Raw genomic sequence first — 13360 nt, 5'->3', positions numbered from 1 at the left:
TCCCCCTTCAGCTCGCGGCGCAGGTCGCGCCGGTGATCGTGACCGGACCGTCCGGGCCGGTGTTGTCGCAGTCGACGCGGTTGCCGAGGCCGCGGGCATCCCCGACGACGGCGATCGCGACGGCGTCTTTCGCGAGGTGGAACGTGTTGGCGCTGAGGGTGTTTCGGGCACCCCAGCCCGGTGCGACCGAGTGGATCTGGATGCCGGTGTCGCCGGCCGCATCGATCGTATTGCCTTCGACGGTCCACTCGTTGCCTTTGAGGTCGACGACCGAGTCGACGGCGGGGTTCTCACCGAGGGTGAGGTCGTTGCCGCGGAGCTCTCCGCCGGTCGTCCCCTCTTTGACGTCGACGGCTTCGGCGGTGACGGCGAAGACCTTGTTGTCGATGATCCGGTTGCGGTCGCTGCGGTCCGGCTCGCAGTCGGTGACGTCGCACCAGTTGGATGTCGCGGTGCCGATGTAGATGCCTTCGCCGTACTCGGGCGTCGCCCTGCCGGTGTCGTGCACGACGAGCCCCTCGACGAGGTTGTCGGAGCTGGCCGCGCGCAGGTGGACGCCCTCCTGGCCGGTGCCCGAGACGGTGAGGTCGTGCAGCTCGTTGTGGGAGGAGCCGTCGAGCATGATGCCCTTCGCGGCTCCCGTCACCGTGAACCCGCGCACCACCCAATGCGAGGCGCCGTCGAGGTGCAGCGCGTAGCCGCTGGCGACGTCGCCGCCGTCGATCCCCGCCGAGCTCGGCCCGCAGAGGGTGATCGGCGCATCGTCGGTTCCGGAGACCGTGATCGTGAACCGCCCGGCGTAGGTCGCGTCGGCGAGGCGGATGACGGAGCCCGGCTGCGCGGCATCCAGCGCCTTCTGCAGGTCGGATGCCGAGGCGCCGATCACCACGGCGCCGCTCGGGCACTCGTCGATCGCCGGCTCCGCCTCCCCCGCGTCGGGCGCGCACGCGGCGAGCGCGCCCGCGAGGGCGGCGGCCGCGAGGGCGACGGAGGCAGCGCGGCGCGCGCGCGTCACGGTGATTCGCGGCACGGCGCCTCCGTCGGGGGGATCAGGGGTCCGGTGATGTGAGTCACATTAGCGGGGTCGCGGGGCAGCGGCCGCGCCGGTGGGGCCGGCGGGCCGCTGCGGTGACGCGTGCACCGCGCGAACGCCGCCGCAGCTGAGCACTTTCTCAGGAGCAACGCGGCACGCACCGCCGGCAACCCGCATGATTCCGGCGGGACGCCGACCCCATCTACATCTCACTCCGGAGAAAGTGCCCACGAAGCTTCGGCAATGGTCCCTCGCGGCGGATGCCTACATCGCCTTCGGACCGATCGACCTGACGGGTTTTGATCTGCCGCGCTGCGATCAGCTGACTTTCCGTGAAGTCCGCGGAAGCACGGTGATCGGCGCCGAGCCCAGGTGGTGGCGCGACTGGAGGCGTGGACGCGACCGGAGGGCGCTGCGCGCCCACGGTTCGGACGACTTCTTCGCCCTCGCCGACGCGATGTCGTTGGGTGTGATCGTCCTGGACGCGCGGCGCGCGCCGGTCCGGATGAACGCGATCGCCCGTGGCCTCCTCACCCACATGGGCTTTCCCGACGATCTGCGCGAGCGGGTCGATCTGGCTGCGCTCCGCCTCTCGGAGGCGGACCGCGCGACACCGCCGGACGAGTACGCGGAGCGGGTCGACAAGCTCATCGCCATGGGCGGCGCGGTGCCGATGACGATGTGGGTCGGAGATGAGCACGACAGACGGACCGTCTGGGTGGTCGCGCGCGAGATCTCCGGTCGTCGAGGGCCGCGGGGAAGCGTCATCTTCGCCCGCGACGTGACGACGAAGTACGACGCGACGCGCGTGCGCGACGAGTTCCTCCGCGACGCCGCACACCGGCTGCGGGGGCAGCTGACGGCCGTCAGCGGGTACGCGGAGCTGCTGTCGGAGGACGTCGCCACGCAGGACGCCGCGCAGCGCATTCTGCGTTCGACGAACCTGCTCGTCGACACGGTCGACGACCTCCTCCACACCGCGCGCGAGGAGATCATCCGCTCGATCGACGCGACCGATCTGTCGGCGGCGCTGACCGACGTCTGCTCCGTCTTCCTCCCGATCGCCGCCGCGCGCGGCATGTCCCTGCACCTGCGCGACGAGGGCTGCGGGCTCGTGCGCTTCGATCAGGCCGAGCTGCGACAGGTGCTCGCCGCCTTGGTCTCGAACGCGATCGACCACTGCGCACCGGGCGGCAGGATCACGATCGAGGCGCACCGCACGTACAACCACACCTCGATCGTGGTGATCGACGACGGGGTGACGACGGATGAGGTCCGCCATCGCGAGCTCGAGGCCCTCGCGTCGTCGAGCACGACGGAGGCGTCACCGCGGTGCAACTCGGTGCGCGCGAACCAGGCGACGCTGACGGTGCAGGCCGATCACCCGCACGGAACGGTGTCGACGCTCGTCGTGATCGCGGCCTGAGTTCAGAGTCCCTCGTTGACCGTGCGGGTGCGCTCGATGTACTCGTCGGTGACCGACTCATCGACCATCTCGCCGACGCCGATGTGGACGGGGTCGGAGTACGGCCCGCCGAGGATGCACTCGATGTAGCCCGGCCCGTAGCTGTTCTCTGCCGGGATCAGCACGAGCCAGTGCGGCTCGACCGTGCGGTCGTACACCTGCGCCGTACCCGTCGGCTCGAGGCTCTCGGCTGCCGTCCCATACTCGTCGTGCAGCCGCAGGCACACCTCGACCGCCTGATCACGCGACATCTCCCCTTCCGCCGCGTCGGCGGTCGGGGAGGGCACGGCGGGCGTCGGCGAGGGGGATGCCGAGGCTGACACCGTCACGGTCGGCGCGATGGAGCCGGTCGGAGTCAGTGTCGAACTGACGGTCGGCGCGGCAACAGTGCCCGTGCAGGCAACAAGGGCAAACCCCAGCCACACGAGGACACCGACAGCCGTCGCATTCGGTCTGCCACTCATACGCAGATCCTATGAGCGGAGACGGTGAAGTCGGATGATGAACGCCGCGACCGCGATGATCGCCACCGCGAATAAGAGGCCCACCGATATGGCCACCCATCCGAGCGCGCCGAACGTCAAAACCGCCGCCACCAGTGCGACTCCGGCAGTCGACCACTCCAGCAGGGACACGAAGTCCTCTTGCTGATCAGTGAGAATGACGATCGCTCTGATCAAGAGGAGCAGGATCGCGAGGGTGGCCGTCGTTACGCCCGCAGCGAGGGCCCACATCTCCATGTCAGCGTTCCGTGTCAGCGAGGAGGCGACTCCCCGCGCCTACGGCCGCCCCATCCCGTAATACGTCCACCCCGCCGCACGCCAGGCCGCCGCGTCGAGCCCATTGCGCCCATCGACGACCACACGCCCGCGCGCAAGCGCCGACGCGTGCTCCGGGTCCAGCTCGCGCCGGTACTCGTCCCACTCGGTCACGAGCACGACCGCATCAGCGTCACGTAGCGCCTCATCGCGGTCGAGAACGTAGTTCAACTGCGGGTGCACCCGCTGCGCGTTCTCGATCGCCGCCGGATCCGTCACCGTCACGTTCGCGCCCAGCCCGTGCAACCGCACCGCGACGTCAAGCGCCGGAGAGTCACGGATGTCGTCGGAGTGCGGCTTGAACGCCGCGCCCAGCACAGTCACGTTCTTCTCGAATACCGCACCGCCGAGACCCTCCACGACGAGCTGCACAGCGCGGTCTCGCCGACGCAGGTTGATCTCATCGACCTGCCGCAAGAAGGCAACCGATTCTCCGCGCCCCAGCTCCTCCGCCCGCGCCGAGAACGCTCGGATGTCCTTCGGAAGGCACCCCCCACCGAAGCCGATGCCGGCTTTGAGGAACTGACGACCGATCCGCTCGTCGTAGCCAATGGCCTCTGCGAGCTTGCTGACGTCTGCGCCGGTCGCCTCCGCGATCTCAGCCATGGCGTTGATGAAGCTGATCTTGGTTGCGAGGAACGCGTTGGCGGACACCTTCACAAGTTCGGCCGTCGGCAGATCGACTACAAGGAACGGGGTGCCTTTCGCGACCGCCGGCGCATAGATCTCTCGCAGCACGTCCGCCGCACGCTCGCCGTCCGCTCCCGCGGGCACCCCAGCGACGAGACGATCGGGGTCCAGCGTGTCCTTGACCGCCCACCCTTCACGTAGGAATTCGGGATTCCATACGAGCGTCGCCCCGGTAGCCGACACACGCGGAGCGAGCCCCGCCGCCGTCCCGACCGGCACGGTCGACTTGCCCGCGACGATGTCACCCTCGGCGAGGTACGGCAGCAGTCCGTCGATCGCGGCGTTCACATAGGTGAGGTCGGCTGCGTAACCATCCTTCTGCTGGGGTGTACCGACTCCGATGAAGTGGACCTTTGCGCCCTCAGCCTCCGCCATGTCGGTCGTGAATCGCAGGTTGCCCGCCTCGATGCCCGCGGTCAAGATCTCCTGCAGCCCGGGCTCGAAGAACGGCGCCTGCCCCATCGACAGTGCATCGATCTTGAGCTGGTCGACGTCGATGCCGACGACCTCATGACCGACGGACGCCATCGCGGCCGCATGCACCGCGCCAAGATAGCCACAACCGATGACGGAGAGTTTCATGAGGCTCCTTGCTCAACGCGAGAGTGTTTACGTGCCTGAACGTTCATAGCAGATGGATGTTTCGCTCTCAGGTCGTCGAGGTGAGCCGCCCAGGAGCCCACACCGACGGATAGAAGCCGGGCCCGAGGAAGCGCACACTCGTGGTAGCGAGCGAACCCTTACCGCGGTCGTAACCAGAACGAAGCATTTGACACCTAAGGTACTCAATGTGAAGAAAGCACTACGCGCTGAGCTGGCCAACACGAGGCGTATGACGATCGCGGCCGACATGCGATCGTCCAGGGTGTCGGCGCTGACGCTGAGGCTGGCGTTCACCCGACCAGAGGTTCTTTTCATCGTTCTATTGCGCTGGCTCGAGTTCGCCGATCTAGCGTCAGCCGGTGTGCTCGGCCGCGCGCGCCGGGCGACCGTTCGTACAGCATTCCAGATCGCGTCGATCGTGCTGAGCTTCTCTATCCCACCCCATGTGTTCGGGCCGGGGCTGTCGATTGCGCACTACGGCACCATCGTCGTCAACTCAAAGGCTCAGGTTGGTCGCAACTGTCGATTGCACCCTGGCGTGACGCTTGGCTCAACGCGGGACGAGGCACCCGTCATCGGCGACGAGGTGTTTCTGGGCCCGGGGGCAGCAGTGTTTGGGGCCGTAACAATCGGCAACAGAGTTCACATCGGACCAGGCGTGGTCATAACACGAGATGTGGACGACGATATGGTCGTCTATCCCACCAAGCCGCTTTCAAGAGCGAGGACGCGCCCAACCTGGTGGCGCGAGGCTGTCGGATCCACACACCCCGCTAGTCAGTTTGCGCAGGATTCGTGATGACTGCGCGCGTTCTGCTCGATGCACGATCTGCTGGTTCGTGGAGGATGAGCGGCTGGGAGAGGTACACGCGATCGCTGGTCTCGGTCGCCGCGGAGTGGGACGATGTCGCCCTCTATTCCAGCGATCCGTCGAGCGTAGCCGCCCGCGTCCGGTCAGACTGGATCTCGATACCCGCCCGCGCACGCGACGTCGATCTGGTTCACTGCCCGACTTTCCCCCCAGCAATAGCGCCCAGGAAAGGGCGTGCGGTCGCGATGACGATACATGACCTCACATGGTGGAAGTTTCCTGATACCGCAACTTCTATGGGCATGAAGTACTACAAACCTATGGCCGAGAAGGCAGCATCGCGCGGCGTCGACCTTGTAACTGTAACCCACACCGTTGCTGAAGAACTTGCCGAAATCTTCCCCACCAACCCAATACACGTCGTTTCGCCGCATCCGTCTTCACATTCCTTCTCAACGACCGCGGACCTATCGTCCGTCGCGGGGCAGCACAAGCCCTACTTCCTCGCCATCGGCACTGTGGAACCACGCAAGAACCTCACGAGGCTGGCGGAAGCATTCCGGATTTCTGGCCTGAGCGGTGACTTCGACCTCAAGATAATCGGCCGGGCCGGCTGGGCTTCAGCACCGCCTGGCGTCGAAATCCTCGGAGCTATCTCGGATCAACTGATGTCGGACTATCTCAGAGGAGCGACCGCACTCGTGGTCCCCTCTCTCTACGAAGGATTCGGGATGCCAGGTGTTGACGCGCTAGACCAGGGAGTTCCGGTTTTGTGCTCAGACATCCCTGTCTTCCGCGAAACAGCAAGCGAAGCGGCGGGGTGGTTTACGCCCACCGACGTAGAGTCAATTTCCCACTGCTTGAGAGATTTCGTATCCGGCACGCCGCAGAAGAAAACTCGGAGCGAAGAACCCACCAAGTACTCGAAACAGCGCACCGCCTCTGAACTTCGAGCTATGTACGATCGGATTTTGCATTGAAGGTCCTTGTTCTGACACCGACATTCTTTCCGATCGTCGGCGGAGCGGAAGTTGGAATCCACGAAATATACCGCCGCGTCGCGGAGACCGAAACTGTCACGATCGCCACCACCATACCCGCTGATTCAACGGACGATGGCTTTGAGGCGCTCGATCACACGCGCGAGGCAATGTACTCGATCTCGAGAGTTCCTCCGAGAACTCAAAAGACGCGAATACTAAAGAAGGCATCAGCATTCTTCGCCGTGCGAGAGATCAGCTACATTCGCCAGTTGAAACGCGCGGGACAGGTTGATGTTATTAATCTGCAGTTTGTGTATCCCCACGGACTGGTGGCAGTAGCAGCACGACTGATGAATATACCCGTGGTGCTGTCCCTGGTTGGTAGGTCAGATGTCCTTGCCGGACTCAGTTGGTGGCGTAGGCTTCATGCGGAACTCGTACTGAGAGCAGCAAACGCAATCACCGCAAATTCCAAGTATTACTTGAGTGGATCGCGGTGGACGTCATCGGCGACCGTTGTGCCGTACGGAGCAGACACGCCATATTTTGCAGAGAAGGATCTTGTTTCTGTAGAGCGTCAACGAGACAAGTGGCGGCGAGCGAGTGGCGACGATACCTTTTTCCTCTTGGCCGTGCAGAGGTTGGCAGACGTCAAGCGCGTGGACGTTCTGCTTGAGGTGATGGGCATCTTGGAGACCGCTCAGCCCGGACGATTCAAGCTTATTGTGGTTGGCACCGGGCCCGAGCGAGAAAGCCTCGAGAAGCAGGCCGATAAGCTGCCAGCAGATGCTGTCGAGTTTGCCGGATATGTCGATGAGTCGGACCTACCAGAAATTTACGCCTCCGCCGATCTCTTCTTAAGCCACTCGATGGTCGAGACATTCGGAGTAATGTTTGCTCAAGCAATGGCAAGTGGAACTCCGCCGGTCGCCGCGGATACATCTTGCATTTCCATGGTTATAGACTCTGGCCGAACAGGGGTCGTCGTCGAACCATTCAACCCACACGCATTCGCCGACACCATCATTCAGTTGGCTGATTCCCCTGAATTCCTATCTCGCATGTCACAAACCGCGAGAGCAGCGGCTCGATCCGAGTATCATTGGGACGATATCGCCGAGGCCCACCTCGGAGTATTGCGAGGCGCACGTCACCGGAGACCGTGAGGCAGCCTTGCACGATCGAATGCGCAACCTAGGCGCGATGCTCCTAGGAAGTCTCCCTGGCTTTATTGTTCCAATTGTCGTTATCTCACGCCTTCCGCCAAACTCCTCCGACTCTCTCCTCCTCGCGATTTCAATCGCTTTAGTAGTAACGACAATCGCGGGCTCGACTCTGGAGGCCTCCTATACTGCACGCGCGATTAACCTAATCGGCGCGGGACTAACTCCCGCTCGCAGCGCCATGGTTGCCGCGATCCTACGAAGTGCCTCATTTGGTGCGATTGGCACGGCCGCCCTCTATCCGGCACTCAGCCTCGTCTATGGACTATCCTCGGGGCGGACCGACCTAACAGTCACGCTCCTCACGTCCCTCTTACCGATTGCCCTTGCCGCCCCGATCTCTTGCGCCTCGGCGCCCATTGTGGGCACGCTCGTCGCGAATGGCCGCATACCACGAGTCTTGATAAGCCAGGCTTTTAAGGGTCTGCCCGCAATATTGGCAGTCCTTCTAACAACGGAGATAACGGTTATTGCGCTGGTTATCGTCGCGGGCGAGGCCTTGAGGACCTGGTACTTGTTCAAGGGCGTTGAGCACGCTGCCCCCGCGACAGGCCGCATGGAGTTTCCGAAGATCGTCACACTACTGAATCAAATCGGCTCAGTGTCGATTTCGCAGTTGCTTCCAATCTATGTAAGAGCCGCACTTGCGAGCGCCGGGCTGGGAGCTATTTCTTCTGGCGACATGGCCATCAGACTCTACTCAGGCGCAAACCAAGTCATGTCAAGCGCCGTTGTCCTCCCAGCCGTGGCAGCAGTTCCCAAGCACATTCGCGAATCGGCTGATGCTCGCCAATATTCGAAGACCGTAGTGCTGCTCATGCTTAGGACCGCGCGCAGCGGGGCGATAGTAGCAGCGGTTCTGGCAACCGCGACTGTTGCGGCCTACTTCGGTGCCGACAAGTTGGGGTTGGACGATGACTTGATTACCGGTCTCTCTTGGGCACCAATTCTCCTGACTGCACTTCCTTCGCTGGGCTTGAACATACTCGGATCTCGCATCCTACTAATGCACGGCATCTCATGGCCCTTCCCCCTGATTGCGCTGACATCACTGACTGTTGCGGTCGGCGTTGGCCAGATATCGGGATCGGCAGTTGGCGCGATTCTGGGATTCGCGCTCGCGCAAACAGTGGCTGGAGTCCTCTCTCTTGCAATGGTCATGAGGGCGACAAGAGCTGGTCCACCAGAACAAGATGTCGAATCATCCTGAGATGGACGATCCCCGAAAGGTTGAAGGTGGCTCTATGCCAACTAGCAAGAAGATGGTCTTTCTATCCTCGGCGCGAGCAGTGTGGGGAGGTGAGAACAGCCTCCTGGCTCTCGCGAGTGAGATTCAACGGCAGAACCTAGCTGACATTTCTCTTGTATCAGCGTCCGAAGGCCTCGCAGAGCTGTGGCGGAGCGAGGTGAACGAGAATGTGCGTGTCGTGCGCGGAGGCGGACGCCTTAGGTCGATGGCGACATTCTTTTGGGCAGCGCTGAGATTGCCTTCCAACTCACATGCTGTGGCGTTCGATCTGATTGTCGTCCCCCCACTTGCGCTCCTGCGAGGCGTCTTGCGGCGCAGGGGAGTTCGTCTAGTCATCGACGTGCACGACTGTCCTCGTCCAGAACAACGGATGTTCGTCTCGATACGACTCGCAGCAGCCAGGTTTGACGCTGCGATAGCCGTCAGCAGGTTCGCCGCGTCACAACTCGAGCGCGCGTTGCCGACAGAGGTTGTGTATAGGCCAGTCGCGGTGAGTGAGCGGCTCCCCGGGTTTCGATTCGACCAGTTCCGGACTATTGGGGTCGTTGGACGAATCGACCCTGAGAAGCGCGTTGAGTTTGCTATCGAGGTCATGCGAAGCGCTCCGGCGGACCTGCAGCTGGTGATACGTGGTTCATCAAGCTATGCAGCGGACGGATACGCGGAGAAGATCGTGGCGTCGGCGGCCGACCTAGGTAGCCGCGTCTCGTTTGAAGGAAAAGTCCCCAAGGAACTCGTGTTCGACGGGCTGGATGCCTTGCTGTTTGTGAGTGATCGGGAGCCGAGTGGTCGCACCTTGGCGGAAGCGCAAGCAAGCGGTCTTCCGGTAGTGGTTGTTGATGCCGGCGGAGCAGCGGAGTTTGTTCAGCACGGGATCAGCGGACTCAAGTTTGAGCAGAATTCGTCGTCCTCGGCACTGACGTCGCTGCTTGCTCTACGAGAGAGCAGCGAGCTTCGTGAAACGCTATCGCGTGGAGGTTTCGCGCGAGCGCGCGATGAGTACGACCCTGCGACGCAGGCTAGGCGCTACGTCGACGCTCTAGAGCGAAACGAGGTGGGCACGAACGCGGCCGCCGGACCCCGCGGTGTTGCTGGCGCATGAAGTCCAGAACCCCGGTCGACCTCCGAGTTCTGTGAGAAGTCGGGAACTGATTGCCCGCGATCCTCCCCGTTAACCTGGGATACCTGGGGCACCTCTCGACATCCCAGGATTAGCAAGCCAAGTAGGACCATGAGAGCCGGGTTTGTGTCTAGTGCGTTCCAAGTCGACATCGCCACCAAGTACGCCACTAGCCCTGCTGATGCCTCGACATGACCGCGGCGTAGTCCTGTAACCACAAGCCAGACCGCGCAGCAACAGACGACCACGAATAGCGGGAGGCCAAGGCCGAGGGCCAATTGCAGCGCTGAACTCTCGATGTTGGGTGTTGAAGTCAACATCATCGAGGATTGCCCGGCGCCGGGCCCAACACCTAATAGCCAGTGATCCGCAATTGCCTGGAGTATCGGACCGTAGGTCTCTAGTCGATAGTCGAGCGATGATGTTCCGTCAATGCTGGTGGAGCGAGTTTCAAATAGAGCCGAGTTCGCAACCAGATACACCGCGATAGTTCCGACCGTGATCGCGCCAACTGCGAGCTTCCTACTCTTTGATCGCAGGGAGAACGCGGCCGGTAGAAGGCCAACCGCAACGCCGACGGCAAGAGCCCCCAGCCCACTTCGCGTAACGGAAAGCCACAGCAGGATCACGCATGCGGCGGCGGGCAATATCCAGATCGGACGTCGAAGTCGAACCCAACGCGCCACCGACATGGATCCGACCGTCACCGCGAACACCATGACAACAAGAGGGTGCCCAAATCCAACGATGACTCGTGTGACCGACCACTCTCGCGCGAGCACCGAGCTCGAATACACTGCTCGCCAGGGATTGAACCCGACCGTTGATTCCAGCACGGCGAAAATCGCTGCGGCCACTGCAACTACAGCAAGAACTACCGCCGTAGTAGCCCATGTCGGCTTACGACGCGAGAGCTCGGACGCGAACGGCACTACGACACAGAAGATGGCTATGACGACCCACTGCCACGACGCTTCCGAGTCGGCGCTAACCGTTGACCACAGGAGGAGGAGCAGCGCAATAAAGATGATGCCCGGCGCCCGAGGGAATGCGGCAGGTGCAACAGTTGGCGCCCGCCAAGAATCGCGCCCGCGATGTGGAAACATGCCGACAATAGCCCACATGGCGAAGAATAGAACGGCGGGTGTGATCCTATAGTTTACGGGCACGAAAGCGAGGCACAATATCGAACACACCAACGCGAGTCTTCCATCGCCCGCTATCGATACCACGAGCATTAGCGCGAAAGCAACCACCACTGCGTCTGACATTGCCGAATCTCAGATCACGTTGTCGAATCGATATGAAAGTAGGACTTATACCAGTCAACGAAGGAGACTACGCCAGTTGTCACCGGGGTGCGTGGTATCTCGCCGATCAACTCCCGGAGCAAAGTCGTCTCAGAGTACGTCTCGAGCACGTCCCCCATCTGCATAGGCAGCATATTCTTCTTGAGCGTCCTGCCCGTGGCTTGTTCTACCGACTCGATAAAGCTCATCAGCTCGACTGGAACGCCCCCACCTAGATTCACTGATCGATATGGAGCCACGGGGCTCAGTGAGTCAGCAGTACCTACAGGGCTATTCTTTACCGGCGGGGTGTTGATCAGAGCTACTATGGCGCGGACCAGATCGTCAATGTATGTGAAATCGCGACGCATTTTTCCGTGGCCATATACATCAATCGCGTCGCCGTCAAATGCTGCCTTCACGAACTTATAAAGTGCCATGTCTGGACGACCCATCGGCCCGTAGACAGTGAAAAAACGGAACGCGGTCGTTGGAATACCCCACAGACTTGAGTACGAGTGCGCGAGATCCTCTGTGCCCTTCTTGGTCGCAGCGTAGAGTGACATCGGCGAGTCGGTCCTGTCCGTTTCCGACCAAGGCAACGACTGATTGCCGCCGTAAATGGAAGAGGATGATGCTAGCAATAGATGCTTCGGTTTAGAAATCCGCGCAGCCTCGAGAAGATTGAATGTACCCACAAGATTAGCTTGAATGTACGCGAACGGAGCCTCGAGGCTATACCGGACGCCGGCTTGCGCCGCCAAATGAATAATAACATCTGGCTCAAAGTTTGTGATACTGCGCAGCAACCGGTCAGCGTCCTCCAATTCGAACTCTTCCCCGACGAGCTTATCGAAGTGGCGGAGCGACTGAAGACGCGATCGTTTTAGCGATGGATCGTAATAGTCGGTGATCGCGTCCACGCCCAATACCTCATGGCCGTGTTCCAACAACTGCCTAGCCACATGAAATCCGATGAAGCCCGCGTGACCGGTTACCACAAAACGAGACATAGTACTCCAGTGAGAAAAGGGGAGACCAAGTGAGGTGGGAACGGTGTATATGTCGATTGTCGGACTATACGGCATGAAGCTCTCGCATAACAGGTGGACTCCGTACCCGACCGGGTCGAAGTCAGTCCGGTGTGCATGCGCGGGTCGCAGTCGGGCAAAGATGGTCCCTCGTACTGTTCGGAGCGATCATTCCGCTACTCAAGACTGACACGGTTGCGATCCGCGAAACAAACTCGCGTGGCTCAGAACTTGTCTCCGGGGAGTAGACACTGAGAACTCAGGCTCCGCCGTCGAGCACTCGTGCCCGACGGGACACTCGAACAAGTTCCGGAACAGCTGAAATGTACCTGCCAGCGAGTCGGCGGGGATTAGAAGCAATCCTCCATAACCACTCCAACTTGAGGCCCCGAACCCATCCCGGGGCGCGTGACTGAAATCCTGCAACAAAGTCGATTGCCGCACCGCAGCACACGTAGACGCCCTTTTGCGCCACTTCAAGACACTGAAGCGCGAGCACTTCTTGCTTCGGAATCCCAAGCCCCAAGAATATTATGTCGGCCCCAGACTGCGTTATGCGTGCAACCAATTGCTTCCGTCGCTCAGGGTCGGAGTACTCCTCCGGCGGAACAGTTTCAGACGGCAATAGTTCGGCGCGAGCGCCGCGTTTCTTCAGTTCAGCAGCCGCCAGCAGCGCCGCATCGCGCGCGCCTCCCACCAACAACACTCGGTAATCACGTTCCATCACGATCTTCGGTAGAAGATCGGCGCCGGTGACGCGCTCAATTCCACGGTCTCTCGCGACGCGCCGGGCGATCGCCACGATAGGCCATCCATCGCAGGGAGCGAGCGACGCGCGCCTCACTGCCTCCACCAGCACTGGTTGGTCATGAGCCACGTGCAGCATGGTTGCGTTGACAGGGGTAATAAGCTCTGCGCCTTGCCCGCGTTCAACAATCGCATCGATTCCAGCGATGATTTCGCTGAAGGAGAGCGGCGACGCACTTAGCAAGCCCAACTCAATGCGTGGCGCCATGCCATCCATTCGTTGGTCGTTCGAGATATC

General features: G+C 61.6%; 12 protein-coding genes. 6 read left to right on the top strand and 6 right to left on the bottom strand.

Annotation, left to right across the window (positions count from 1 at the left end):
• Positions 1 to 7 precede the first annotated feature (7 nt).
• Complete coding sequence (locus tag J0I43_RS10585; protein WP_292863121.1) at positions 8 to 1030, bottom strand: nitrous oxide reductase family maturation protein NosD; 1023 nt, start codon at positions 1028 to 1030, stop codon at positions 8 to 10.
• 226 nt (positions 1031 to 1256) lie between these two features.
• Here J0I43_RS10585 and J0I43_RS10580 point away from each other — a divergent pair, with 226 nt between their 5' ends.
• Positions 1257 to 2459, top strand: a complete 1203-nt coding sequence (locus J0I43_RS10580) for a HAMP domain-containing sensor histidine kinase (protein ID WP_292863118.1) — start codon at positions 1257 to 1259, stop codon at positions 2457 to 2459.
• Positions 2460 to 2461: 2 nt separating this feature from the next.
• Here the strand turns inward: J0I43_RS10580 and J0I43_RS10575 are convergent, their stop codons facing one another.
• Genes J0I43_RS10575 through J0I43_RS10565 form a run of 3 tightly spaced genes read right to left on the bottom strand, consistent with a single transcriptional unit; the run spans position 2462 to position 4588 of the window.
• Entirely contained in the window at positions 2462 to 2962 is a 501-nt protein-coding gene (locus tag J0I43_RS10575) for a hypothetical protein (RefSeq protein ID WP_292863116.1), read from the bottom strand.
• Between the two features lie 9 nt (positions 2963 to 2971).
• On the bottom strand, positions 2972 to 3238 hold the full coding sequence (locus tag J0I43_RS10570; protein WP_292863113.1) for a hypothetical protein: 267 nt from the start codon (positions 3236 to 3238) through the stop codon (positions 2972 to 2974).
• Positions 3239 to 3277: 39 nt separating this feature from the next.
• Complete coding sequence (locus J0I43_RS10565; protein WP_292863110.1) at positions 3278 to 4588, bottom strand: UDP-glucose/GDP-mannose dehydrogenase family protein; 1311 nt, start codon at positions 4586 to 4588, stop codon at positions 3278 to 3280.
• A 250-nt stretch (positions 4589 to 4838) separates the two neighbouring features.
• Between J0I43_RS10565 and J0I43_RS10560 the strand changes: the two genes are divergently transcribed.
• The 5 genes from J0I43_RS10560 to J0I43_RS10540 all read left to right on the top strand — a co-directional run bounded on the left by J0I43_RS10560 (position 4839) and on the right by J0I43_RS10540 (position 9977).
• On the top strand, positions 4839 to 5408 hold the full coding sequence (locus J0I43_RS10560; RefSeq protein ID WP_292863107.1) for a serine acetyltransferase: 570 nt from the start codon (positions 4839 to 4841) through the stop codon (positions 5406 to 5408).
• Positions 5408 to 6400, top strand: coding sequence for a glycosyltransferase family 1 protein (locus tag J0I43_RS10555; protein WP_292863104.1), 993 nt, complete (start codon positions 5408 to 5410; stop codon positions 6398 to 6400). Before J0I43_RS10560 ends, J0I43_RS10555 begins: the two co-directional genes overlap by 1 nt.
• Positions 6397 to 7569, top strand: a complete 1173-nt coding sequence (locus J0I43_RS10550; protein ID WP_292863101.1) for a glycosyltransferase family 4 protein — start codon at positions 6397 to 6399, stop codon at positions 7567 to 7569. The genes J0I43_RS10555 and J0I43_RS10550 overlap by 4 nt, the downstream gene beginning before the upstream one ends.
• 418 nt (positions 7570 to 7987) lie before the next feature.
• Positions 7988 to 8836, top strand: a complete 849-nt coding sequence (locus J0I43_RS10545; protein ID WP_292863098.1) for a hypothetical protein — start codon at positions 7988 to 7990, stop codon at positions 8834 to 8836.
• Between the two features lies 1 nt (position 8837).
• Positions 8838 to 9977: a glycosyltransferase family 4 protein gene (locus tag J0I43_RS10540; RefSeq protein ID WP_292863095.1), complete on the top strand. Its 1140-nt coding sequence runs from the start codon at positions 8838 to 8840 to the stop codon at positions 9975 to 9977.
• Between the two features lie 1303 nt (positions 9978 to 11280).
• Here the strand turns inward: J0I43_RS10540 and J0I43_RS10535 are convergent.
• Entirely contained in the window at positions 11281 to 12297 is a 1017-nt protein-coding gene (locus J0I43_RS10535) for an NAD-dependent epimerase/dehydratase family protein (protein WP_292863092.1), read from the bottom strand.
• A gap of 277 nt (positions 12298 to 12574) precedes the next feature.
• Complete coding sequence (locus tag J0I43_RS10530; RefSeq protein WP_292863090.1) at positions 12575 to 13339, bottom strand: WecB/TagA/CpsF family glycosyltransferase; 765 nt, start codon at positions 13337 to 13339, stop codon at positions 12575 to 12577.
• Positions 13340 to 13360: the final 21 nt, after the last annotated feature.

Origin of the sequence: Microbacterium sp. (assembly GCF_017305435.1) — a bacterium.
Taxonomy (GTDB): Bacteria; Actinomycetota; Actinomycetes; order Actinomycetales; family Microbacteriaceae; genus Microbacterium.
This window is presented reverse-complemented; position numbering and strand designations above follow the sequence as displayed.